The 25,798-nt window shown below is 29.1% G+C and carries 24 protein-coding genes; all 24 read right to left on the reverse strand.

Features of this window, described 5'->3' with window-relative positions; all coding sequences use genetic code 11:
* Positions 1–49: 49 nt before the first annotated feature.
* The 24 genes from prfA to NSA58_RS01490 all read right to left on the reverse strand — a co-directional run bounded on the left by prfA (position 50) and on the right by NSA58_RS01490 (position 25,727).
* Positions 50–1,114 carry a peptide chain release factor 1 gene (gene prfA, locus NSA58_RS01375; protein WP_039680450.1) on the reverse strand — a complete coding sequence of 355 codons (1,065 nt, stop codon included), beginning with the start codon at positions 1,112–1,114 and terminating at the stop codon, positions 50–52.
* Positions 1,115–1,158: 44 nt separating this feature from the next.
* Complete coding sequence (gene prmC / locus NSA58_RS01380) at positions 1,159–2,004, reverse strand: peptide chain release factor N(5)-glutamine methyltransferase (protein WP_039680451.1); 846 nt, start codon at positions 2,002–2,004, stop codon at positions 1,159–1,161.
* Positions 2,005–2,024: 20 nt separating this feature from the next.
* Positions 2,025–2,921, reverse strand: a complete 897-nt coding sequence (locus tag NSA58_RS01385) for a DUF1385 domain-containing protein (protein WP_039680452.1) — start codon at positions 2,919–2,921, stop codon at positions 2,025–2,027.
* 97 nt (positions 2,922–3,018) lie between these two features.
* A complete protein-coding gene (locus NSA58_RS01390) occupies positions 3,019–3,591 on the reverse strand; it encodes a thymidine kinase (protein ID WP_039680453.1) in 573 nt (190 codons plus the stop codon).
* 122 nt (positions 3,592–3,713) lie between these two features.
* Positions 3,714–3,914, reverse strand: coding sequence for a 50S ribosomal protein L31 (gene rpmE, locus NSA58_RS01395; protein WP_039680454.1), 201 nt, complete (start codon positions 3,912–3,914; stop codon positions 3,714–3,716).
* Between the two features lie 146 nt (positions 3,915–4,060).
* Positions 4,061–5,644, reverse strand: coding sequence for a transcription termination factor Rho (gene rho / locus NSA58_RS01400; protein WP_139045048.1), 1,584 nt, complete (start codon positions 5,642–5,644; stop codon positions 4,061–4,063).
* 240 nt (positions 5,645–5,884) lie between these two features.
* Positions 5,885–6,886, reverse strand: a complete 1,002-nt coding sequence (glpX, locus tag NSA58_RS01405) for a class II fructose-bisphosphatase (RefSeq protein WP_039680455.1) — start codon at positions 6,884–6,886, stop codon at positions 5,885–5,887.
* 272 nt (positions 6,887–7,158) lie between these two features.
* Positions 7,159–7,320 (reverse strand): MerR family DNA-binding transcriptional regulator, encoded by a 162-nt coding sequence (locus NSA58_RS01410; protein ID WP_330376090.1) that lies wholly within the window; start codon positions 7,318–7,320, stop codon positions 7,159–7,161.
* 496 nt (positions 7,321–7,816) lie between these two features.
* Positions 7,817–8,704: a UTP--glucose-1-phosphate uridylyltransferase GalU gene (gene galU, locus NSA58_RS01415; protein WP_039680456.1), complete on the reverse strand. Its 888-nt coding sequence runs from the start codon at positions 8,702–8,704 to the stop codon at positions 7,817–7,819.
* Positions 8,705–8,804: 100 nt separating this feature from the next.
* A complete protein-coding gene (pepF, locus tag NSA58_RS01420) occupies positions 8,805–10,679 on the reverse strand; it encodes an oligoendopeptidase F (RefSeq protein WP_039680457.1) in 1,875 nt (624 codons plus the stop codon).
* A 260-nt stretch (positions 10,680–10,939) separates the two neighbouring features.
* Entirely contained in the window at positions 10,940–13,309 is a 2,370-nt protein-coding gene (gene spoIIE / locus NSA58_RS01425) for a stage II sporulation protein E (RefSeq protein ID WP_039680458.1), read from the reverse strand.
* Positions 13,310–13,395: 86 nt separating this feature from the next.
* On the reverse strand, positions 13,396–14,322 hold the full coding sequence (locus NSA58_RS01430; protein ID WP_039680459.1) for a Ppx/GppA phosphatase family protein: 927 nt from the start codon (positions 14,320–14,322) through the stop codon (positions 13,396–13,398).
* A gap of 159 nt (positions 14,323–14,481) precedes the next feature.
* Complete coding sequence (locus tag NSA58_RS01435; RefSeq protein WP_052233060.1) at positions 14,482–14,775, reverse strand: FtsB family cell division protein; 294 nt, start codon at positions 14,773–14,775, stop codon at positions 14,482–14,484.
* A complete protein-coding gene (gene yabQ, locus NSA58_RS20815) occupies positions 14,772–15,248 on the reverse strand; it encodes a spore cortex biosynthesis protein YabQ (protein ID WP_039680460.1) in 477 nt (158 codons plus the stop codon). Before yabQ ends, NSA58_RS01435 begins: the two co-directional genes overlap by 4 nt.
* Complete coding sequence (yabP, locus tag NSA58_RS01445; protein ID WP_039680461.1) at positions 15,248–15,502, reverse strand: sporulation protein YabP; 255 nt, start codon at positions 15,500–15,502, stop codon at positions 15,248–15,250. Before yabP ends, yabQ begins: the two co-directional genes overlap by 1 nt.
* Positions 15,503–15,562: 60 nt before the next feature.
* Positions 15,563–15,805 carry an RNA-binding S4 domain-containing protein gene (locus tag NSA58_RS01450; protein WP_039680463.1) on the reverse strand — a complete coding sequence of 81 codons (243 nt, stop codon included), beginning with the start codon at positions 15,803–15,805 and terminating at the stop codon, positions 15,563–15,565.
* Positions 15,806–15,877: 72 nt separating this feature from the next.
* On the reverse strand, positions 15,878–16,162 hold the full coding sequence (locus NSA58_RS01455) for an HU family DNA-binding protein (protein WP_039680464.1): 285 nt from the start codon (positions 16,160–16,162) through the stop codon (positions 15,878–15,880).
* An 80-nt stretch (positions 16,163–16,242) separates the two neighbouring features.
* On the reverse strand, positions 16,243–17,691 hold the full coding sequence (gene yabN, locus NSA58_RS01460) for a bifunctional methyltransferase/pyrophosphohydrolase YabN (protein ID WP_039680465.1): 1,449 nt from the start codon (positions 17,689–17,691) through the stop codon (positions 16,243–16,245).
* A 74-nt stretch (positions 17,692–17,765) separates the two neighbouring features.
* The gene (locus NSA58_RS01465; protein WP_039680466.1) at positions 17,766–19,379 is read right to left on the reverse strand and encodes a putative polysaccharide biosynthesis protein; all 1,614 of its coding nucleotides are present in this window, start codon (positions 19,377–19,379) and stop codon (positions 17,766–17,768) included.
* Positions 19,380–19,523: 144 nt separating this feature from the next.
* A complete protein-coding gene (locus tag NSA58_RS01470) occupies positions 19,524–20,063 on the reverse strand; it encodes a stage V sporulation T C-terminal domain-containing protein (protein WP_039680467.1) in 540 nt (179 codons plus the stop codon).
* 108 nt (positions 20,064–20,171) lie between these two features.
* The gene (locus NSA58_RS01475) at positions 20,172–21,164 is read right to left on the reverse strand and encodes a peptidylprolyl isomerase (RefSeq protein WP_039680468.1); all 993 of its coding nucleotides are present in this window, start codon (positions 21,162–21,164) and stop codon (positions 20,172–20,174) included.
* Between the two features lie 16 nt (positions 21,165–21,180).
* Positions 21,181–24,573, reverse strand: coding sequence for a transcription-repair coupling factor (gene mfd, locus NSA58_RS01480; protein ID WP_039680469.1), 3,393 nt, complete (start codon positions 24,571–24,573; stop codon positions 21,181–21,183).
* A 14-nt stretch (positions 24,574–24,587) separates the two neighbouring features.
* Positions 24,588–25,151: an aminoacyl-tRNA hydrolase gene (gene pth / locus NSA58_RS01485; RefSeq protein WP_039680470.1), complete on the reverse strand. Its 564-nt coding sequence runs from the start codon at positions 25,149–25,151 to the stop codon at positions 24,588–24,590.
* A 12-nt stretch (positions 25,152–25,163) separates the two neighbouring features.
* Positions 25,164–25,727, reverse strand: coding sequence for a prepilin peptidase (locus tag NSA58_RS01490; RefSeq protein ID WP_242842745.1), 564 nt, complete (start codon positions 25,725–25,727; stop codon positions 25,164–25,166).
* Positions 25,728–25,798 lie beyond the last annotated feature (71 nt).

Below are 25,798 nucleotides of genomic sequence, written 5' to 3' on the forward strand. Positions count from 1 at the left end.
AAATTATATTTAAGTACCTATAGAAAAAATCCCTAAAAATTTAGGGATTTTATATTGCTGTCATCTTTTTAGTTTGATCTTCTGTGATTAATGCATCTATCATTTCGTCTATATCACCATCTAAGAATTGATCTAATTTATAAAGAGTTAAGTTTATTCTATGATCACTTACTCTACCTTGTGGATAGTTATAAGTTCTTATTCTCTCAGATCTATCCCCAGTACCAACCTGACTTCTTCTTTCTGCAGCAACTTCATCATGTTGTTCAGATAAAGCTTTGTCATAAAGTCTAGCTTTTAATACTTTTAAAGCTTTTTCTTTATTCTTTAACTGAGATTTTTCATCTTGACAAGATACAACCTCACCTGTAGGTAAATGAGTTATTCTTACAGCTGAGTCAGTTGTGTTGACACACTGTCCACCATTTCCTGATGCACGGAATACGTCTATTCTTAAATCATTTGGATTTATTTCTACTTCTACATCTTCTACTTCTGGTAAAACTGCAACTGTAGCAGTTGAAGTATGAATTCTTCCCCCAGATTCAGTAGCTGGTATTCTTTGAACTCTATGAACTCCTGACTCGTATTTAAGTCTTGAGTAAGCACCCTTACCTTTTATTAGGAAAGATACTTCTTTGTATCCTCCAACTCCAGTATCACTAGCACTTAAAAGTTCAATTTTCCATCTTCTTCTTTCAGCGTATCTAGAATACATTCTGAACAAGTTTCCTGCAAATAGAGCTGCTTCATCTCCACCTGCTCCACCTCTTATTTCAACTATAACGTTCTTTTCATCGTTAGGGTCTTTTGGTAATAAAAGAATTTTTAATTCTGCTTCTAATGGTTCAACCTGACATTCTAATTCAGCTATTTCCATTTTAGCTAATTCTCTTAGGTCCTCATCAGATTCTTCTTCTAATATAGCTTTAGACTCGCTAAGGTTGTTTAATACATTTCTATATTCTCTGTATTTAAAAACGATAGGCTCTAAATCTGCATGTTCTTTCATATACTTTTGCCAAACTTTTTGGTCATTTATTATTTCCATATCACTGATTTTTTCAGTTAAATCTATATATTTATCTTCTAAAACCTGTAGTTTGTTTAACATACCGTTCACCTCTTTTTTCGTACAATTTCAAGCAATTCATTATATCATAAAACACTACCTATAACAACTCTGTCAATTTGTTGTAGGTCTTTTCTAGTATATATATTAGTATATCCATCCTTCTCCATTAACTTACTAACATCTTCACTTTGGTCATGGCCTACTTCATATGCTAAAATTCCACCTTTATTAAGATAGTTTTTGCCTTGTGTTGTTATTGCTCTATAAAAATCCAAACCATCAATTCCACCTTCTAATGCATTATATGGCTCAAAATCCTTAACCTGCTTGTCTAAAGTTTCAATAACTTCTTTTTTTATATAAGGTGGATTAGATACTATTATATCAAATTTCATATCTTTATCTATATTTGTAAATAAGTCTGATTTAATAAAAGTTATTCTATCATCTACATCATTACTTTGGGCATTCTTTTCGCCAATTTCCAAAGCAATGTCTGATATATCTACAGAAGTAATCTTAGCATTTACTAAATATTTTGCCAAACTTACAGTAATAGCACCAGAACCTGTACCTATATCAAGTATATTTATAGGCCCTTTATCTTTACATAATTCAATAACTTCTTCTACTAATACTTCAGTGTCAGGCCTTGGTATTAAAACACCTTCCTTAACATAAAAATCTAATCCCATAAATTCACGATTTTCCACGATATAAGCAATAGGCCTATTACTCAGTCTTTCTTCTATAAACTTATTAAATAATTTTTCTTCATCATCGCTTAGAGATTTGTCTAAGTTTAAAAGTATATATAATCTATCTACATCAAGAACTTTTTGTAGTAATGTTTCCACATCAAGTCTAGGCGTAGGACTTATTTCTTCAAGTTCTTTCGAATATCTTATAATTATTTCCTTAATAGTCATAAGCTTCTCCCTTATTTCTCTTAAATTACAGCCTTTAATGCTTTTATTGCCACCTCTAATTGTTCATCATTTGGTTCTTTTGTAGTAATATTTTGAAGCATCATTCCTGGATATGCAACAATTTTACTTAATATATTATTATATTTCCCAAGAAATTTTATTATTTCATAAGATATGCCAGCAACTATAGGTATACACAATATTCTCATTGCTATTCTAGCTAAAATATTTGGCCATCCAAAGAAAGAAAATAATATAATTGATGTAAACATTACTATGAATAAGAAATTTGTACCACATCTAGGATGCAGTGTTGTAAATTTCCTTGCATTTTCTACTGTTAATTCTAAGTCATTTTCATAACAATAAATAACCTTGTGTTCTGCTCCATGATACATAAATGTTCTTTTTATATCTTCATTTCTCGATATTAACAACATATATGATATTAGTATACCTATTCTAATTAAACCTTCAATTAAGTTAAGTATTATGTTGTTGTGTATAAATGATGAAAATAATCCTCCTATTGATGTTGGAATTAATACAAATAACCCAACAGAAAGAATCATTGCTAAAATAAGAGATACTGCCATAATTGCATCATTTGCTTTATCTTTAAATATTCTTTTTAAAAACTTATCTATTACATCTTCTTCCTCTTCATCTTCTTCTAAAAAAAATTCTGATGAATAGTTTAAGCTTTTCATACCTTCTATCATCGTTTCAAATAAAACAAACGAACCTCTTAAGAAAGGTATTTTATCAATTTTTTTATCTTTTATCCAACTTCTTATTCTCTCTTTTTTTAATTCTATTTCTCCATTACTTTTTCTAACAGCAATAGCTCTGTAATTTTTAGACTGCATCATAACGCCTTCAATTACAGCTTGCCCTCCAACACTTTGCTTTTTCATGGCCATACTCCTCATAATAATTTTTCAATCACTAAAACTATTATAATATAAAAATTCCCCTTAGAGTATTATATTATACTTTTAAGGGGTTAATAATTTATTTTACCACATGACACTTTCTACATCTAGCTTCATAGCTTTCTACAGCTCCTACCTGAATAATAGGATCATCATATCTTGCTGGTTTTCCATCTATTAATCTTTGTGATCTTGTTGCTGGTTGACCACACACAGAACAAATAGCTTGAATCTTATCTACAAATTCAGCGACTGCTAAAAGTTTTGGTGTAGGTCCAAATGGTTCTCCTTTAAAATCCATATCTAAGCCTGCTGCTATGACTCTTACTCCCTTGTTAGCTAAGTCAATAGCTATATCCACTACTTCTTCATCAAAAAATTGCACCTCATCTATTCCCACAACTTGAACATCTTCATCTATTAAATTATAAATATCAGATGCTTTTTCTATTGGAATAGCTTCTATACTGTCCCCACTATGAGATACAACGTCTTTCTTACTATATCTATCATCTATATGAGGTTTAAATACAACAATATTTTGTTTTGCAATTTTAGCTCTTTTTAATCTTCTTATTAATTCTTCGCTCTTTCCACTATACATAGGTCCAACTACTACTTCAATATAACCATGGTTTACTGGTCTATACATATTTTCGAACCTCCTAAGTCTTTATCTAATGTTATTACTGATAATATTCTAAAATTATGTATTTTTTAGTAATTAGGGAAATAAAATAGGAGTTGGATAACCAACCCCTCTTTTTACAATAATTAATCCATTTTGAATCTTTGTTTGAATTTGTCTATTCTTCCACCTTTTTCTATGTTCTTTTGTTTTCCAGTATAGAAAGGATGGCATTCTGAACATACTTCAACTCTTATTTCGTCCTTAGTTGAACCAGCCATGAAAGTATTTCCACAAGCACAGTGTACTTCAACTGCATTGTATTTTGGTTGTATATCTTTTTGCATTCTTAGTCACCTCTTTTTCAATTATATTCTAAATTAATTATATTAATTTTAAGTTTTCATCTTCAACTACATCATTATATCACATGTTTTTTAGTGATACAAGGATTTTTGTATTTCTTCATTATATGATTTTAGGTTTATTAATTTTACTTAATGCTTCTTATGAATTCTTCATTATTTTTTGTTTTCTTTAAAGCTTCGATTAAATTATCTGTAACTTCTAATATAGAATTGTTGCTCATTTCTTTTCTCAATTTCCATAAAGCTGTTTTTTCTTCTTCTGAAAGTAATAAGTCTTCTCTTCTTGTTCCTGATTTATAAATATCTACAGCAGGGAATATTCTCTTCTCAGCAAGCTTTCTATCTAAATGTAATTCCATATTACCAGTTCCTTTAAACTCTTCAAAGATTACATCGTCCATTCTAGACCCCGTCTCTACTAATGCAGTTGCAAGTATTGTCAACGAACCACCTTGTCTAATATTTCTAGCTGCACCAAAGAATTTTTTAGGTCCATGTAATGCTCCTGGATCAAGACCTCCAGATAGTGTTCTTCCTGTTGGAGATATTGTTAAGTTATAAGCTCTTGCTAGTCTTGTTATACTGTCAAGAAGTATTACAACATCTTTACCATGTTCAACAAGTCTTTGTGCTCTATTTAGTACCATTTCTGCTACTTTAACATGGTGACTTGATACTTGATCAAATGTCGAGTAGATAACATCTCCATTAATAGACTCTCTCATATCAGTAACTTCTTCTGGTCTTTCATCAATTAATAAAACTATTAGCTCTACATTAGGATGGTTTTTTGCAATACTATTAGCTACACTTTTAAGAAGTATAGTTTTACCTGCTTTAGGTGGTGCGACAATAAGACCCCTTTGTCCCTTTCCTATTGGTGAAATTAAATCTATTAATCTAGTTGATATTTCATGTTGACTTTTTTCTAATGTCAGTCTTTCTTCTGGATATATTGGCGTTAAGTTAACAAAAGATTTTCTATTTATACAAGTTTCTGGTTTTTCGTCATTAACTTTTTGTACAAATAATAATGCTCTGAACTTTTCTCCTGTTTTTGGATGTCTTGTTATGCCTCTAACTTTATCTCCTGTTTGAAGATTGAATCTTCTTATTTGAGATGGAGATACATATACATCTTCATCTGTCGATTGATAGTTAGAACCTCTTAAGAAACCAAATCCATCAGGAAGTATTTCTAAAACTCCAACTACTTCATCATCTTTAGAAGTGTTAAACTCATTAATTATTTTAGATTCTTCAACAACTTTTGGTACATAATTACTTTTATTATTTCTCTGATTTCTATTTTCCATACCTGAAGTTTTATTATTATTATTGAAATTACGAGAATTGTTTTGATTTTCTCTACTATGAGTTTTTACATAAGGTCTATTATCTGATTTATCTACAGTTTTAATATTTTCCGTATCGCTATTTCTATTAAACTGTTTATTTCTGTCCCCGTTATTATCTATGTTTTCTCTTCCCTGTTTTTGTACTTTAGCCTCTATATTTTCTTTATTATTATGTAACATACTTTTGTCTTCTTCATTTGTATTATCTTTAGGACTGCTGTTGATTAACTCAACTAACTCATTTTTCTTATACTTAGTAACTGATTTTATATCTAATTCCTTAGCTATCTGTCTAAGTTCCGCCAAGGTCTTTTTACTCAATTCTTCCATTGTTATATTTTCCAAATTCAAATGAACCTCCTCATATTTTATTTAAGGCTGTAATTAAGTTTTAGTTTTATAGGGAATATAGGGTGTGAAAAAGAAAAGTAATCATTTTTAAATATGAAATTTAATAAAATAATAATATCATTATTAAATATCATGGTCAACACGTAAAACTCCTAGTTCTCATCTTTTTTATTATTTTTACTATTATTTGTAAATTTATTCATCAAAAATAAAGAAAGTGGACAATCCGTCCACTTTTTATTATTCCATATTATATTTTTTCATTAAATCAATAAGAATCTCATTTTTATCTAAGTTGTGTATTGCGTCTACAAATCTTATTGTTCCTGTCTTTCCCCTCATTACAATAGATTCAGTTTTAGCTTTGTTATCTCCAACATTTATTACACCTTTTAATAAATTTCCCTCTGTAATTCCTGTTGCAGCAAAAAATAAATCCTCACCTTTAGCCAAGTCTTCTAAAGTTAATTTTTTTTCTATATCTTCATCAGATAATCCCATTTCATGACATCTATTTCTTTCTTGTTCACTCATAGGATAAATTTGTGCTTGCATATCTCCGCCCATGCACTTTATAGCCGCCGCTGTTATTACACCTTCTGGTCCTCCACCAATTCCCATAAGCATATCTACACCTGTTTCTTCAAAACAAGTTGCAATACCTGTAGCCACATCTCCATCGCCAAACATTCTTATCTGACAACCTAGTCTTCTAGCCGGTTCAATTATATAATTATGTCTTTCTCTATCTTGAGTCATTATTGTCATTTGTGTTGTTTTTTTACCTAACGCTTTTGCAACATTTAATATATTTTCTTCCACACTTTTATCTAAGTCTATACATCCTTTTGCTTTCGGTCCAACAACAATTTTTTTCATATATGTATCTGGTGCACGAAGTAGTGAACCTTTTTTACCAATAGCTATTACTGATATTGCGTTTGGAAGCCCTTTTGCTATTAATGTAGTTCCATCAAGTGGATCTACAGCTATATCAACCTCCATACAGTCCTCTGTTTGCAATCCGACTTTTTCCCCAATATATAACATTGGAGCTTCATCTAATTCTCCTTCACCAATAACTACCTCTCCATTTATTTTTACAGATTCAAAAGCTCTTCTCATTGCTTCTACTGCAGCACCATCAGCTCCATCCTTATCTCCTCTTCCCATAAACTGAGAAGATACTAATGCAGCCGCTTCCGTTACTCTTACAAGCTCTAATGCTAAATTTCTATCCATTAAATTCCCATCTCCTTTATTATATTCCATTTAAAATTATATATTATATACTTATTTTAGTAAATAGTGTAGTATATATTTGTTTTATATTTACCATTTCTAGCAATATGGTATACTATTTCTTTTTATTATATCACGCCATATAAGTTATATATTTCTTAATACTAAAAATTTACTTCAATTAAGTAATCATATAAATCCTTCACCTCGAAAAGCTAACTTATTCAAGTCAATTAGATTGGATATAAAAAGAAAAAAGCATTCTAAAATATTTAAACTAATATTTTAGAATGCTTTTTATAAAATAATATTTGTTGTAATAAATCTGCTTCTTTTTCTCCATATATACGATATCCTAATGAATTTATACGACTGGGCTTAAGTATGCCAATTTCATCATAGTATCTAAGTGTCCTAACGCTGACACCGGACAGTTATGCAAACTTCTTAGATGTATATTCCATATACACGCCTCCTACAACTTTATAATAAAGGGTTCCCTAACGTCGGAGTCAATATCTTTTTTATATTTTTTAACTTATTTTATTATTTATCTACAACCTGCTAATATACTTTATATTTATAATCTATTTCATAAAAAATTCGCTTCGCTCATACCGCCAACGAGATGCCTTCGCTCCGCTTCAGACAACGACCTTGCTAAAAATTAACTTTTTACATTTCAATATTTGTTGATATTACTTAATTCCGCGAGTTTTACACAGATTTGAGAGCAATTATAATATCCTTGCATATAAAAAAAAGCTAGTCTTAAAAGACTAGCTTTTCTCTATAAGGACCAAGCTAACATTCTTATTAGCGTTGATACACTTGTTAATATAAAAATTACAGCTATTCCTATTGCTATAATTTTAGTCATTTTTTTCTGCATATTTTTAGCCATTTGAATCACCTCTCTAAGTTCTACTTCTATTTTTTATCAGCATCTTCAAGGCTAACTTTTTTAAGATATTTCATAAAATCATCTCTTAATTCATCTTTTTTAAGAGCAAAATCTACAGTGGCTTCTAAGAAGCCTAATTTGTCTCCTACATCGTATCTTCTTCCCTCAAAATTATATGCATACATAGCCTCTTTTTTAGATAGTCTTTTTAAGGCATCAGTTAATTGAACTTCTCCACCTTTTCCTATAGGTAAATCTTCTAGTATATCAAATATTTCAGGTGTAATTATATATCTTCCTAAAATCGCAATATTAGAAGGCGCTTTATCTATATCAGGCTTTTCAACTAGATCCTTAACTTTGTAAACTCTATCTTCTATATGTTTAGCATCTACTATACCATACTTATTTACATTTTCACTTTCAACTGTTTGAACCCCAAGAATAGTAGTTCTATATTCTTCGTAAGCATCCATAAGTTGTCTTAAACATGGAACATCATTATCTACTATATCATCTCCAAGCATAACTGCAAAAGGTTCATCGCCTATGAAACTCCTTGCACAGTGTATAGCATCTCCAAGTCCCTTAGGTTCCTTTTGTCTTATATAATAGATATTTACCATCTTAGATATATCTCTAACTATTTCTAGTAATTCCGTCTTCCCTTTTTGTTCAAGTTCTAATTCTAACTCTACTGATTTATCAAAATGATCTTCAATAGATTTTTTATTTTTACCAGTTATTATTAATATTTCCTCTATTCCAGAAGCCACTGCTTCTTCAATTATATATTGCAAGGTTGGTTTATCAACAATAGGTAACATTTCTTTTGGTTGAGCCTTTGTTGCTGGTAGAAATCTTGTCCCAAGACCAGCAGCAGGTATAACCGCTTTTCTTATTTTCCTTTGCATAATGCTATTCCCTCCAATAATCTTAAATATAATACGTTATATTAATACTTATTTTATCATCATACTTATAGTTTTGTCATGTTTATTATTGTCTAATCAATCATTTCTCAGCTAATAATTTTTCTAATTCATTTACTAATTCATCAAACTTGTCTATTGTCTTTTTAATAGGTTTTTGACTATTTAAATCAACATTATTAGATTTTAACAGATTTAAAGGATAATCTGAACCACCTTTTTTAAGGAAATTCAGGTAATTATCTGGACCATTTTTTAATATGTCTTGAGCACAAGTAACTGCGCTACAACACCCTGTAGCATATTTATATACATAAAAACTATTATAAAAATGCGGTATCCTAGCCCATCCTACCATAGATAATGGATCAACTTCAAAGTCATCACCATAATATTTTTTAAGCAACATAGACCATTTATCATTTAATACTAATGCATTTAGTTGCTTATTATTTTCTGCTGCTTCATGTATATAATCTTCAAATTCAGCATACATAGTTTGAGTATATAGCGTATTTTTTATAAAATCTAAATACATGCTAATATAATAAGCTTTTTCTTTATTATTTGTTGCATTTTTAATTAAATTTTCATAAAGTAAAACTTCATTTGTTGTTGATGCAACTTCATGAGTAAAAATAGATGGAGAAGAATTATAAAAGTTTTGATTTTTAGTGCTTAAATATTCATAGGATGCATGACCAAGTTCATGTATTAATGTCGATACACCTCCTATAGAGCTATTGTAGTTAAGCAGTACATATGGATGATTATCATATACAGATAAACAGTATCCTCCACTAACTTTATTTTCTTTTGAATATACATCTATCCATCTTTCATTAAATGCTTTGTATATTATACTTCCATATGCATCACCTAAAGGTGCTAAAGCAGAATATACCATACCTTGTGCTTTGTCATAGGATACAACTTCTTCACATTCACTAACAATAGGTACAAACATATCGTAGTAATATACTTTATCTAAATTTAAAACTTTTTTTCTAAGACTAATATACTTGTGTAAACTATCCGTATTATTGCTTACAGTCTTTATTAATCCTTTATAAACTTTTTCATCTATATTATCTGAGTCTAAATACATTTGTAAAGATGAATCATAATTTCTTACTGATGAATAAAAAACATTTTTATTAACCTGCCCACTTAATAAGCCTGCCAGAGTATTTATATTATCGTTATATGGTATAAATTCATTTTTATAAGCTTCCACTCTTTTTTCTCTGCTATAGTCTTGTATAGCATTCTCATATTCTGCAGGAGTTATATCAGACTTCTTGTCCATATTTCTAAATAAATCATAAACATTGCTAGGCAATCCATTTATAGATGACATGTTTGATAATATAGTCTCGCTCTTATCATCTAAATAATGTTTTTTATTTCTTCGAATATCTTTTATATACATTCCGTACTTGTTATTAATTTTTTTATCTGATAAGTATTTATTGCAATCTTTATCTGATAATTTAAGTATTTCTAACTCAAGCTGAGATGTAATATTCATATACCTAGAATAAGATTTTTTTATTTCTTCTGTCATGTTTAGATATTCATATGAACTCTTATTTAAATCTTTTTTTAACTTAGCATAAGCTGATAGAGAATTTAACTTTATATCAAGTTTTTCCTTTATTCCCATGCCTAAATATAAATGTGTTTTAGACTTTGTTAATTTTCCTATGTAATTTTCCAGCTCATTCATATCTTTATTAAATTTTTTTAAATCTTTTATCCATGCATCATCATTTTTATATAAGGTATATAAATTCCAACAATATTTACTATAATCAATTTCTTTTTTAGGCTTCTCTTCATCTTTTTCATTTTGTGCAAAAGCTGTAGAGTAAGTACTGTAAATATCTTGTCTTGTAGTATAAATCCCAAATAGTAATAAAAAAACAATTAATAATTTTAATAACTTTCTGCCCATAAAAAGCCACCCTTTCATCAAGTTACTTAATAATAGGATGGCTTATTTTTTACAAATTATTCAATTTTATATACTGTGTATAACCATGACTTATCCACAATGTTATTCACATATCAACACCCTTTCTTTTTCTTATACTTTAGTATTTTCAATGGTTTTATATTTATAAAATTATATCACTTCACCATATTCCTCCTATTTATCAACATTTTTTACAATCTTATCAACAAATTTTATACCTTTTTGTTGATATTTATATTTTAATTGCTTACAACTTTAGTTACCAACACAGTCATATCATCATCTACCTCTCCAAGCTGTAATTCTAAAGCTCGGTCTAAAATTTGATTTGCAATTTCCTTTGGATTAGTTGTTGTAAGTTTTTTAAGGAAGTATATCAACCAATTCTCTCCGAAGTCATTATTCTTACCAGCATCAACAATACCGTCAGAGACCATTATTATAAAATCACCATTCTTTATTTTCACATTGTGTCTATCTAAGTTTATTTCAGATAGTATTCCAACTGGTAGTGAAGATGATGAAATTAAATCCACATCCTTATTTTCTCTACTAATATATGTTGAGCAAGCTCCCATTTTAACAGTTTCCAATCTTCCTTTTTTCAAATCAACTATACCTAAATCCAGCGTTGAAAAAATTTCTTCTGATGATTTAAGTAAAAGCATATTATTTATTGTGTTTATGACTATTTCTTTGTCAATTTTAGCTTCCATCATATTTTCCAAGATGTCTATGGTAACAGATGATTCATCGTATGCTTTTTTACCTTTTCCCATACCATCACTTATTGCCATCATATATTTACCATCGTAAATTTCCATAAATGTATAATTATCTCCACAGAATATATGACCATCCCTAGACATGGCTGCTGCTTCTGTGACCACTTTAAATTTCTCAGCTTTTGTAAGGATTGCTTTACAATTTTCTCCTAAACAATGGCACCCGATCTTTTGAATATCTAAAGTTTCTCCTACAAAGTTAGAAATAACTTTTAATAATTTATCATCACACAAGCAACCATCTCTACAATTTTTCATTTCAATGGTTATTTTAAAATCATCGTTTCCTTCTTGAATATAATTAACCTTGTCCACAATAATATTATGTCTTTGTAATTCATCAAAAATTTCTTTTTCTTTATCTAAATTCAACATAATGTCTTGTTCTAAACTTTTGGATATACATTCTATTGATTTTGATATATCTTTTATTTGTTTTGATATAACTTGTCTACTTTCACTTAATTTCATATTCCAATCATAGTCTAGAGCATATAGTTTATAATAATAGTTAGCTACTCTTACAATTAGCTCTGGCTTCATACACTCTTTCCTAAAGCTTTCTGGAATATCTCTTGTACTTATCTCACCATCCTCTATTTTTTCAATTATTTCATAGATTAAATTATAAGTGTAATTAAATTTTGATTCCCAACAAATTCGTTGCATACTACAATACTGACATTCATCATTATGAATCATATCAATTATAGCGGAGATATCTCTTTGGCCTATTACTTTGTCTCTTTCTCTTACTTTGTCAAAAGTGTTAGCCAACTCATTATATACTCTTTGTATATTCATAAGTTTGCTATTTGTTAAATTTTTACTTCTCGTTATATATTCATAAACAGCCTCGTTAGAGTCCACCTTAGTTTTTACTAATTTCTCCATCTTATTAAAAAGTGATTTTGGTATTAGAGAAACTATTAAACAACCTATGGCTATATCAATTATTTGTGATAAATTTGAAGTTATTCCTGAAGTATAGGAATATATTATAATCCAACTTAATAAATATCCTAATATAGAAATATATTTATTTAATTTATTAAATGCCCCTGATACAAGGCCAGCAAAAGAATATACTCCCATATATAGGGCCGATACTACGTTAGATATCATAAAACCTAAACCAACAATAACTCCACTTGTAGCACCCAGAGTTGAACCTCCAAGTATAGATGCTATAAGTATTAACACTGTTGCTAAAACTCCCCTAGCTGAAACACCTAATAAACCTATATTGCCTATTCCTATAATACTAAAGGCAATTAATAGGCTGAGGGAAACTACCTCCTCGGGACTTATATACATCTTGTTCTTGTTATTAAGTAAGAACTTTGTCCCAAACGAAAATATGTATGCTGAAATAAATGTAACTACAAATTCCATAAGAATTATTATAAAATCGTATATGTTTTTATTACCATAGTATGCTGTTTGTCCTAAAGACATTGGAAGCAATATTACTGCTCCTAGCAAACTAATTTTGGCTACAGAGTCTAATTTTTTAATCTTATTACTAAAAGCTAAAATAATAACTAAACATATACTGTACTTAACAATATATGATATATCATTGAAAGATAGTAGTGTGCCTACCAAAGTTGATAAAAATACTTGATATTTATACTGATCTAATTTAACAAAAAATAAGAAGAATGCTATTCCAAAGGGTGCTACCCCATCCACAATGGTGAACCGACTAAGAAAAAATCCCAGCAACATAAAAATTGCCGTCTTTGTGTTTATATATTTATTTATTTTTATTTTATTTAAATTAAAGCCTCTACTTTTTACAGCAACTCCATCTCTATCCATAAAAAATCTCCTCCTTTGTTTAACATGAATTATATCAAAGGGGAGAATTATATTTTGTCATAATTGGTTTTAGTATTCCTAAAAAATTAAGACATATTTTTTGAGTTTTGACACATTAAGCCTTCCAAATTATCGTACTCACTTATCATTATTTTTTCAATTTCTAACTTTTCCATTACAATATGTAATATTTTTACACCAGCCGTTATAATATCTGCTCGTTTTGGTTGTAGCCCTTTTAAGGCTTTCTTATCATTTAATGTCATGATTTTTAAATTTTGTAGAATTTTTTCTAAATCTTTTTTTGTGACCACACTATTATGAACTTTTTCCATAGAATATACCTCTAATTGTTGATTCATAGCAGAAAGTGAAGTAATTGCTCCCCCAATTCCTACTAATTTGCTTATATTCATTGTTTCAATTTTATTAATAGTCGATGATATAGTATCCTCTATAAAGTTTGTCATAGAGCTAAACTCTTCATCACTAATAGGATCTGTTGTAATAAATTTTTCTGTCATTCTAAGAGCTCCTACATTTTCACTCTTGCAAAACTTAATACCCTCTTCATTTCCAACAACAAACTCTGTAGAGCCACCTCCAATATCGATTACTAATATATCTTCTTTTTTATCACCTTCTGTGCCTTCTAGTACGCCCATAAAGCCTAAATTAGATTCTTCTTCTCCACAAATTATCTTTACATCTATATTTGTTAATTTTTTTGCTTCATTAATAAAGTCTTGTCCATTTTTACTATCTCTCAAAGCTGATGTTCCCATACAATACACTTTTTCACACTTTTCCTCATTACATTTATCAGAGAACTCTTTAAGAGCCTTTAAATTTCTTTCTAAAGCTTCATTTGTAATATAACCGTCTTGGTCAACTCCTTGACCTATTCTAGTTGTATTTATGTACTTCTTTCTATTCTCTATTTTATTATCGTTATAATCTGCTATTAATAACCTCATTGAGTTTGTACCAATATCAATTGCTCCTATTTTCATGTTATTCCTCCTTATTAAAATTCAATCCTGTTCATATTGTCTACCATATCTCTTAGTTATAGTTTTTAATAAATCAGTTTGCAAACAATATATTATAAATATTCCTTCAAGTAATAATCTTACTTAAATTAATATTATTATAAACTAAAAAGAGATAACTTAGTTATCTCTTTCACTTGAATCTACATATATTATTTCATTTGATTTAATCATACCTAGCTCATTTCTTGCTACTGATTCTAAATCATTATCTTTACTTAATTTTTCTAACTTACTTATTTCCTCTTTAGTATTTTCTATCTGGTTGTTTATTTGTGCTATCTGGCCTTTATATTCATTTACTTTTCTAATCTGAAATATAAATCCAGTGATGATACTAAACACTAAAAAAAATACAAATAAGCCTAAAATCATATACTGCCCCATAAATCTTTTTAACATCTTTATCTTCATGCACCTACACCCTTTTTATTTTTTCTTTTTCTCTTAGTTGATAAAAGTATACTTGGTATATAACAAATAATATCAAATATAAGGTGTATTGAATAGATAATAATGTAATACAAATTATTTAAAAAACTGACTATGTAGTATATAGTCTTTTTGAATAAGCTTGTTATAAAAGAAATTATTTTATTGAATGCAATCAAAATATATTTACTTATGGTGTTATAATATAAAATAAAACCTAGAAATAAGGCTACAAAATGATAATATCTTAAGTCAAATCTTTCTAATAAATTAATTGTTGTGAAGATTACAGCTGTTATAAGTATCCAAAATATAACATCAAAAACAAAAGATATTTTTTTTACTATTTTAAAATTTGTTCTTAGTGATCTATATAAATCAAATAATAGCCCTATTACTATTCCACCATAAAGAGTTAAATAAAATATATTTATGTCCTCTATAAAAAATCCCATTATTTAAATACCTTTTTAAAGAATTTTTCTTCAGGCTTTTTATCCTTGGCATAATTTATAGAGTTTACAGTGCCTTCCACACTTATTATACTTTCTTCCAAATTAAGCTTATTCATATCCAAGCCCTCACCTTCCACAATAAGTCTTCCTGCAGAAGTTAAAAGCTCTACTCTCTTATCATTAAAAGAATATATATGATCTACTCCTGATATAACTAGATTAGATCTGTCCTTTAAACTTATACTATGTTCCATCATATCCCCCCAGTATATATAAATTACTCCTAATATAAATATACTGAGGTTATTCAAATATTATTCTATTATCTCATACATTTCCTTAGCTTCAGCCTTAAGAACATGTTCTCTTATTTCAGTTATTTTAAATTTCATTATTTTTTCTCCAAAAGTAATTTCTAATACATCACCTATGTTTACTTCTGAAGATGATTTTGCTTGTTTCCCATTTATAGTAACTATCCCTTTATCACAAGCTTCCTTTGCCACTGTTCTTCTTTTTATTATTCTTGATACTTTTAAAAATTTATCTAGTCTCATAGGGCCTCCTTAATATGCAGAAAAAGTGTGGGAAGCCCACACTTTTATCTATTATTAATCACTATTATGTTCTTATTTGTTTATAGCTTCTTTTAAAACTTTTCCAGCTTTGAATACTGGAGCTTTAGAAGCTGGTATGTTTATAACTTGTTGTGGGTCTCTTGGGTTTCTTCCTTGTCTAGCAGCTCTTTCTCTAGTTTCGAAAGTTCCAAATCCTACTAATTGAACTTTATCTCCTTCAACTAGTGCATCTTCAACTGAAGCCATAAATGCATTTAATGCATCCTCTATTTGTTTTTTAGTTAATTCTAACTCACTTTTTTCTGCCATTTTTGATACTAATTCAGCTTTATTCATTATTTTTACCTCCTAAAATGTGTTAATATAAAACTCTTTTCTTGTAAGTTCTATATACTTATGAAATTTCCTTCTATTATTTATTGAAATTTAGCCTTTTCCCATAGTTTATCCATTTCTTCCAATGTCATTTCTTCCAATGTCTTATTCATTAATTTAGCATTATCCTCTATAAATTTAAATCTTTTTATAAATTTTTTACTAGTTAGGTTTAATGCTTCTTCAGGATCAACTTGCAAAAATCTAGCCAAATTTACTATTGAAAATAATAAATCGCCTAACTCTTCCTTTATGTATTTTATATTCCTTGATTTACATTCGTCAAGTAGTTCTTTATATTCTTCTTCAACTTTTTTACAAACATCGCCAATATTGTCCCAATCAAATCCTACTAGGGAAGCTTTATGTTGTATTTTTTCTGCTTTAGTTAGAGCCGGCAAAAATTGCGGAATCCTTTGTAACCCCTCAGTCACACTGGTTTCACCTTTTTCCTTCTTTTTCAGTTCTTCCCATGTTTTATCAAATTTATTCATATCTAGCTCAACATTTTCAAAAACATGCGGATGTCTGTGTATTAACTTGTTACAAATACTACTTGAAACATCTCCTAAATTAAAAAATCCTTCTTCTTCTCCTATTTGACAATGGAATATAACTTGTAAAAGTACGTCTCCCAGCTCTTCAATTAATTCATCAATATCATCATTATCAACAGCTTGTACTACTTCGTAAGCTTCTTCAATTAGATATTTTTTTAAAGTCTGGTGAGTTTGTTTTGCATCCCATTCACAACCTGATGGACCTCTAAGTTTTTTCATTATATTTTGCAAGTCATGAACTGTATTATATAATTTTTTATCACTCTTTGGTATGTATAAACTTGTTAAGTAACTAAATAGTTCAGGTTGTCTATCAAGTTCATATAATTTTACATAAGCCTTACTTTCTAATTCTTTTATTCCTGCACCAACTACTATGCAAACTTCTTGTTCATCATCGTAATGTTCCATTAATTTTAATTTAACATTTGATGCAATAAAAGGATCATATATTTGCGTTATTATAGTATTTGTATTTATATCTATATAAGACTCTTCTAATTCAAAAGCATCTAATAATTTAAATCCTTCTGCTGGGTCAACCCCTAAGTAATTGTACATAGCATCTACAAAGCTCATAGAAGGGATTATATCCAATTCTAAGTTGTTTTGTATACATAAACCTTCTATAATGCTTACAGTCTTCTCTGCCACGCGAGGATGACCTGGTACAGCGTATACTAAGTCTTCACTCTTACCTTTTTCTACTATAAATTTCGCAATTTCTCCATATACTTCTTCAAAATTCTCTTCTTTTTCATAAAAATAATCTAGAGCAGTATATTGAATTTTTTCTTGTAACTGCTCTACAGTTGGATGTTTCTTAGTTCTTAAATAAACATTAGAACTAGTACTTAAGGCATCTAATGCACCTTGACTAATCAAAGAATAATCTCCAGGTCCTAGTCCTACAATAGATATTTTTCCCATGATTTTTTCTCCTATATACGATGATAAGATTATATACATTAATATAATCTTATCATCTATTTATATACTATCTTCTATTTCATTAATTTAAGTTTTCTTAAAATCGAGTAAATTTTTTCACCTTTTGGTAAAGTTAAAATTTCATCTTTTCTAATTCCACCTATTCCTAATAACACTAATCCATAAACAACCCCACCAATAGCTATTGATACTAAAGTTGATAATGAATTACCTAAGAAACCTACTATAAATCCATATGATAATTTAACAACTACATACATTGTTATAACTGTTATCAATGGTTTTATAACGAATTCTTTTGGTGATAATCTTAATTTTAGATGTTTCTTTATATACATAAACTCTATTATAGATGCTACTGCATATGCTGACAAAGTACCTATTCCAGAACCTATTATATTTATTGATGGTATACCTGTTAATACATAACTTATTACTACTTTAAATACCATACCTATAGCTAGAGCTATAACAGGCATCATAGGTTTTCCCATCCCCTGTAGTATACCATTTTGTGCATATATTAAACCTAAAAATACTGCACATGGAGACACTACAAATAACATGGTTCCAAGAGTTGCTGGTTCAGCAGGGTATAATAGCTTCATTATCGGTCCTGAAAGAGCTGCAAATCCAAATGTAGCTGGTAAAGTAACTAATAATATAGTCTTTAATCCTGTCTTAGCTTCTTTTCTTACTCTTTTCATTTGCTTTAATGCATAAGCTTCTGAAATAGATGGTACTAAACTCATACCTATTGCTTGATCTATAACTACAAGTAAGTTTACAGTTGATATTGCCATTCCTGATAATTGACCAAGTAGAGAATTGGCTTGTTCTATATTAAATCCAGTTTCTGTAAGTCTTCTTACTACTATTACACTATCTACCATATTTACTAATGGCATTACACATGCACCAATACTTATAGGTATAGCAACATACAATAATCTTTTTAATATAGTTCCTGTACTTTCAACCTTTATATGCTTACTTTGAGCTATTTCAGCTTTTCTAGATTTACTACTTCTTAAATATATGTAAATTAAAAATACAGCAGATGCGAATCCACCTATTGCAGCCCCTAGTACTCCACCAGCAGCTCCCATTTGCTCTCCAAAGTTTTTCATAAGCATATATGCCAATAATAATCCTAATACTACCCTGAAAAACTGTTCAATTATTTGAGAAATAGCTATTTTAGACATTTCTCTTCTTCCTTGGAAATATCCTCTATAAGAAGACATCAAAGGAACAAATAACAATGCGGGAGAAATAGCAATTAATGCTGCATATGCTCCACTATTTTTCAACAGTACTGTAGATATAAAATCTGCACCAAAGAAGAAAAATGAAAATGATATCAATCCAGTAATAAATAAAACTGTATATGATATTCTAAATGTTTTATTTGCCCCTCCAAAATCCCCTACAGCTCTTTGCTCTGAAACTAGTTTTGCTAGTGCAGTCGGAAACCCTGCCGTAGCTAACGTTAAGAATAAAGTGTACACTGGATATACGGCTTGATAATATCCTAATCCCGTTGAACCAATTATGTTTCCCAGAGGGATTCTAAAAAATGCTCCCATTATCTTAACAATTATACCTGCCATTCCAAGTATAAGTGCACCTTTTAAAAACGATTCTTTATGTGCGTTATTGTTCATAACTTACCTCCATATTATTTATATAACAAACTTTAATATATCATATCTATATCAGTATATTCAATAACTTAAGATTTTTTAATTATTTAGAAAACAAATTTTTTAAAATATTAAAGGCCCTTATAATAAGGGCCTAATAATAATTTATTGTACTTGCTTTCCTAAAAAGCTAGTTGCAATTTTTAGAATTTTTTCTATGTCTTCAGAGAAGACTTCATTCTCTTTTGTAACTACTGAAATTGAACCTATACAATCTCCTGAATCACTTATAATCGGCATAATAATCTGACCGCTATATGGAGTAGAATCATCTTTGTGTAAAGGTATCATTTTATTATCGTTAGCATGTTTAACTACTCTATTTTCAATTAATTGCTCTAATTCATTACTTATACTTTTTTCTTTATAATCTTTTTTAGGTAACTTAGATACCGCTATTATAGAGTCTAAATCTGTTACTACAACACCTTGACCTAATATTTCACCTAAAGTTTCCGCATATTCTTGTGAGAATTCGTTTAATTCTCCTATTGGAGAGTACTTTTTAAGGATTACTTCTCCGTCTTTAGCTGTAAATATTTCTAAAGGATCTCCTTCTCTTATTCTAAGGGTCTTTCTAATCTCTTTAGGAATAACAACTCTTCCTAGGTCGTCTATTCTTCTAACTATTCCTGTAGCTCTCATTTATTAATTAATCCCTCCATTACTGTCTTTAATATGTATATATTTTTACCATTGATAAGAAAAATATACAAAAAAAGCTATATCCTAAATTGGACATAGCTTATTATATTAAAATTTAGCAGATTTTACAATATCTTCTTTTTCTTCTATCTTAGAATCTTTCTTAAGTTTTTCAACATACTCAGTGTATTTTTCACTTGCTAGTGTGCTCTTTATTTGATCTTTTACATCATCATATGTTTCTTGTTTGTCGACTCTATCTGTAACCTTTATTATATGATAACCATATTGTGTTTCTACTAGATCAGATATTTCTCCTGGTTTCATAGAAAAAGCTGCATCTTCGAATTCAGTTACCATTTGATTTCTACCAAATGTTCCTAAATCTCCACCACTTGATGCTGATGCATCTTGAGAATATTCTTTTGCAACCTTCGCAAAATCTTCTCCAGCCTTAACTTTAGCAAGAGCCTCCTCTGCCTTTTTCTTAGCTTCTTTTTTCTTTTCAGCTGATAATTCTTTACCCTTATCATCTTGAGTTTTTAATAATATATGAGAGGCTGTTACAGTATCAGTATAGAAACTTTTTTTATTATCTTCATAATATTTTTTCATATCCTCTTCTGATATTTTTGTATCTTTCTCAAATTTTTCTTGTAAGTTGCTGTTAGCTAAGTCTCTTGCAAATTGGAATTTTAAAAACTCTTCATCTATTCCCATCTTTTTAAGTTCTGCTTGGTAATCAGCATCATCTTTTGTAGTTTCATTAAAACTATCTATTTGCTCTTGTATTTGTTTATCTGTAGGCGCAACCTTTTCTTTTTCTGCTTGTTGATAGATAACTTCAGAACCTATCATTGTTTGAAGTACCATGTCTCTTAATGTATCTTCATACGTTTTACCTTTTTCTATTTCAGTAGACCAAATATCACTTCCATAGTAAGATTCCATTGATGATTTGTTTAAAGCTAATAATTTTTCGTAATTTCCTAAAGTTATGTCTTGTCCATTTACAGTTGCAACTGCTTTTTTGTCTGCACTACATCCTATTAATGACATTGTCATCATTAAACACAGGATTAAAGTAAATATTTTTTTCATAAAACACCTCTCCAAATTAATTATTTAATTTTAACATTTTTTCTAATAGTTCTTCTAATTCCTTAACAATTTTGTGACCCATTGTTTCTTTTGTTTTGTATCTAGTTAAAGGGTATAAAATTATCTCATTCTTAACTTGTCTTACTTTTTCTATTTTAAGTTTTTTGCACATAGATTTTATATAGGCAATATTTAATAATGTTTCTACAGGCTTAGGTATATCAGAAAATCTATCTTCAAGTTCATATTGCACTTCTGCTAAATCATCTTTATTTTCTATGCATGCAATTTTCTTATACATTTCTAATTTTATTAATTCATCATCAATATAATAATCTGGAATATATGCATTAACACTTAAATCAATTTCAACTTCCACTTCTTCAACTATAGGTTCTCCTTTAACCTTTCTTATGGCATCGTTTAACATTTTAACGTATAAGTCATATCCAATAACCGCCATATGTCCATGTTGTTGGGATCCTAATATATTTCCTGCACCTCTAATTTCTAAGTCCCTCATTGCTATTTTAAACCCTGATCCAAATTCTGTAAACTCCTTGATAGCTTTTAGTCTTTTTTCAGCTACTTCACTTAAAACTTTGTCTTTTTCATACATTAGATACGCGTAACCTTGTCTAGAACTTCTTCCAACCCTACCACGTAACTGATATAGTTGTGCTAATCCCATTTTATCTGCATCATAAATTATCATAGTATTTGCATTGGAAATATCCATTCCTGTTTCAACTATTGTTGTACAAACCAAAACATCATATTCCTTATTTAGGAAATCTATTATGATATTTTCCAGCGCTTTTGCAGTCATTCTACCATGAGCAACAGCTACTCTAGCATCTGGTACTAATTCTTGTACTTTAGACGCAATTCTTTCAATTCCTTCTACTCTGTTATATACAAAGAATACCTGACCACCTCTAGCTAACTCTCTTTCCACCTCGTCTTGTATAATACTTTCTTTAGCTTCTGTAACATAAGTTATAACAGGGTGTCTTTCTTGTGGTGGATCTTCTATTACGCTCATATCTCTAATTCCACTAAGAGACATGTGTAGTGTTCTCGGAATAGGCGTTGCTGATAAAGTTAATACGTCTACAGTATTTTTTATTTTCTTTAAAGATTCTTTGTGTTTAACCCCAAATCTTTGCTCTTCGTCTATAACTACTAATCCTAGTTTAGGTAGATCTATATCTTTTGAAACAATCCTGTGAGTTCCTATTAAGATATCAACTAATCCTTTTTTGGCATCTTCTATAATTTGCTTTTGTTGTTTTGGAGTTTTAAATCTACTTAAGACTTCTACTCTTAATGGATAGTTTTCAAATCTTTCTTTAAAGGTATTGTAATGCTGTTGGGCAAGAATTGTAGTAGGAACTAGTACAGCAACTTGTTTTCCATCCATACAAGCCTTAAAAATGGCTCTGATAGCCACTTCTGTCTTACCATATCCAACATCTCCACAAACTAACCTATCCATTACCTTGGAAGATTCCATATCTTTTTTAGTTTCTTTTATTGCTTTTAATTGATCTTCTGTTTCTTCATGAGGGAATAAGTCTTCAAATTCTTTTTGCCAAATGGTATCCTTTGAGAATTTAAATCCTTTAACTTTTTCTCTTTTAGCATAAAGTTCTATAAGATCTTTTGTCATATCTTCTATTTCTCGTTTAACCTTAGCTTTTGCTCTAGTCCATTCACTAGTTCCTAATTTATTTAATTTTACTCTTTCAACATCAGCACCAATATATTTTTGTACCTTGTCCATTTGGTCAATAGGTACATAAAGGTTGTCTCCACCTTGATAAATTATTTTAATATAGTCTTTCTTGATTCCATTTACTATAACTTGCTCAATACCCGTATATCTACCTATACCGCTATTTTCATGAACAACATAGTCTCCTATATTTAAATCTAAAAAAGAATCAATCTTTTGTCCATTTTTATTCTTTTTCTTTTTCTTCTTTGTGGAAGTTCTTTTTTGAACTCCTATTATTTCATTATCAGTAATTACTACGAATTTAATAGATTTATATTCAAAACCTCTGCTTATATTTCCCGGGCAAATAATTATTTGAGAAGATTTAATTTCTACATCTCTATTTTTTGAAACTATGGTTTCTACATTAAACTCAAGTAAATCTTTACTTAATTTCTTTGCTCTGTCTAATGTGCTTGTAACTAATACAACTTTATTTCCATTGTATTTTAGTCTGTTTAAATCTTCTGCTAAAAGTTCTAATTTACCATTATAGGGAGGTATTTCCCTGGAATCAAAGTTAATAACTCTCTTTATATTAAACTCATTTATCTGTCTTACTAATAAAGTATTTAATAATATAGATCTATTTTCTATAAGATAACTTAAATCATTATAAGTATAAATTAACTTACCTTGGCTTTTTAGGGCTAATCCCCTTTCCAAGTTTACTTTGTAATTATCTTTAAATTCTTCAAAGTAATTCTCACATTTTTCCTTAAGTCTAGTAACATCTTGGGTAAAAATCACTGCATCTTCATCTAAGTAAGTAAAGATACTTTTATTTTCCTGAGGATAAATATAATCAATGTAGTTTTCTACTCCTTCAAAATAAGTTTTACTTGATATCTTATCGATATTAGAAATAGCATCATCATCTGTATTGTCATTAATTTCTTTTTTCAGGTTTTTTACTATTTTATCCAATTCCTCAGGATATATAAACTCTCTTGAAGGTGTTATTACAATTTTTTTTATTTTTTCTATAGACATTTGTGAGAACACATCAAAAGTTCGTATAGAATCTACTTCATCATCAAATAATTCCATACGAATAGGGTTAGTGTACTCTAGAGAAAAAATATCTATGATTCCACCTCTTATGCTAAATTGACCAAATCCTTCTATTTTGGAAACTCTTTCATATCCTAAATTCACAAGGGTATTAGTTAATTTTTCTATATCAACAGTATCTCCAACTTTGTAAGTTATTACATTGTCTATCAATACTTTCTTCGGTATATATTTTCTTAAAATAGCTTCAGCAGAAGTTACTACAATAACTTTTTCTCCCTTAGCTAATTTAAACAATGTCTTTAATTTTTTTGCTTCTTCTCTTCTGTCCTTTGCATCTAAATGATAAAAATAAATATCTTGACTTGATAGATATTCTACCTTTCCCTTAATATAGCCATCTAAATCTTCATAAACTTTCTTTGCTTCTAAATCACTATTGGCAATAAAAAGGATTTGTTTTTTTAATTCTTTAAATACGGAATAAGCTATATGTGGCTTTTGCATAGGTAATAATCCATTAACTAATGCTGCACCATCACTTTCCTCAATATAGCTTATAACTTCCTTATATTCATTTAAATTTTGCAAAGGATATAATAATACATCCTTCATGATAGCCCTCCTAATTATTTTCCGTTAAATTTATTCATTGATAAATCTATGTCTTCTCTAATAATGCAATCTATTGCTTTAACTGCTTTTTCCAAACCATCTTTTAAATCTGCTTCCTCTTCCTTACTAAATCTAGAAAGAACAAAGCTTGCTAAATCTCTTCCTGGCTCTGGCTTAGAAACGCCAACTCTAACTCTTGGGAAATCTGTTGTTCCTAAACATTTTACAATAGATCTCATTCCATTATGAGTTCCACCGCTACCTTTTTTTCTTATTCTTATTTTACCAACATCAAGATCTATATCGTCATAAATTACCACAATGTTGCTTGTTTCAACTTTATAAAAATTATATATTTCAGCTAAAGATTCTCCACTAAGATTCATATATGTTATAGGCTTCACAAGAACAACCTTCTCAGTTCCTACTCTACCTTCTCCTATTAAAGCTTTGTGCTTCATTTTAGTTACACTTATTCCATATTCATCCGCTAAAATATCTATTACATTAAATCCTACATTATGTCTTGTATTCTCATATTGCTTACCCGGATTCCCCAGGCCTACTATTATATACATTATTATCCTCCTTTATAGATTTCTACTTAGAATGTCAAAATATAAATTAATTATATCTTTTTGTGTTAATATTATTAAAATTGTAGCCAAAGATATAAATGGCGTAAAAGGAATTGATGATTTTATAGATTTTTGTTTTCTCAGAAGTACATATCCTCCATAAATACTAGCCAACATAAATGATAAAAATATCATATATAAACAGTACTTATCTCCAAGTACAAAAGTACATAGTCCATAAAAACCTATATCACCATCTCCCAGTGATTTTGTTACTTTTGCCAAAATATATGATAGTATAATACCTATAAATAATCCCTTTAGGTGACTCATTAAGTTAACATTTAGCTCTTTGTTCAATAAAAAAATAACACTCTGCATAATTATACCACTAAGTATTGTTATATCATATACATAAGTTGTTTTAAAATCAATTATTGAGACCATTGTTAAAAAAGGAATTAACAGCATGTAGCTTACAGTCTGCATGCTTAACTCATACTTAGTATATATTAAAATGGGTATTATCATGTTTGGTAAAAATATTAATATCTTGTTGCTTAAATTTTTATCCATGGAATTGTCTAATCCGTAGATGATTTTTTCTGAAATATAGGATAAAATAATAAAAATTATTAGTATTGTAA

This window comes from Terrisporobacter muris (assembly GCF_024621905.1).
Lineage (GTDB): Bacteria > Bacillota > Clostridia > Peptostreptococcales > Peptostreptococcaceae > Terrisporobacter > Terrisporobacter muris.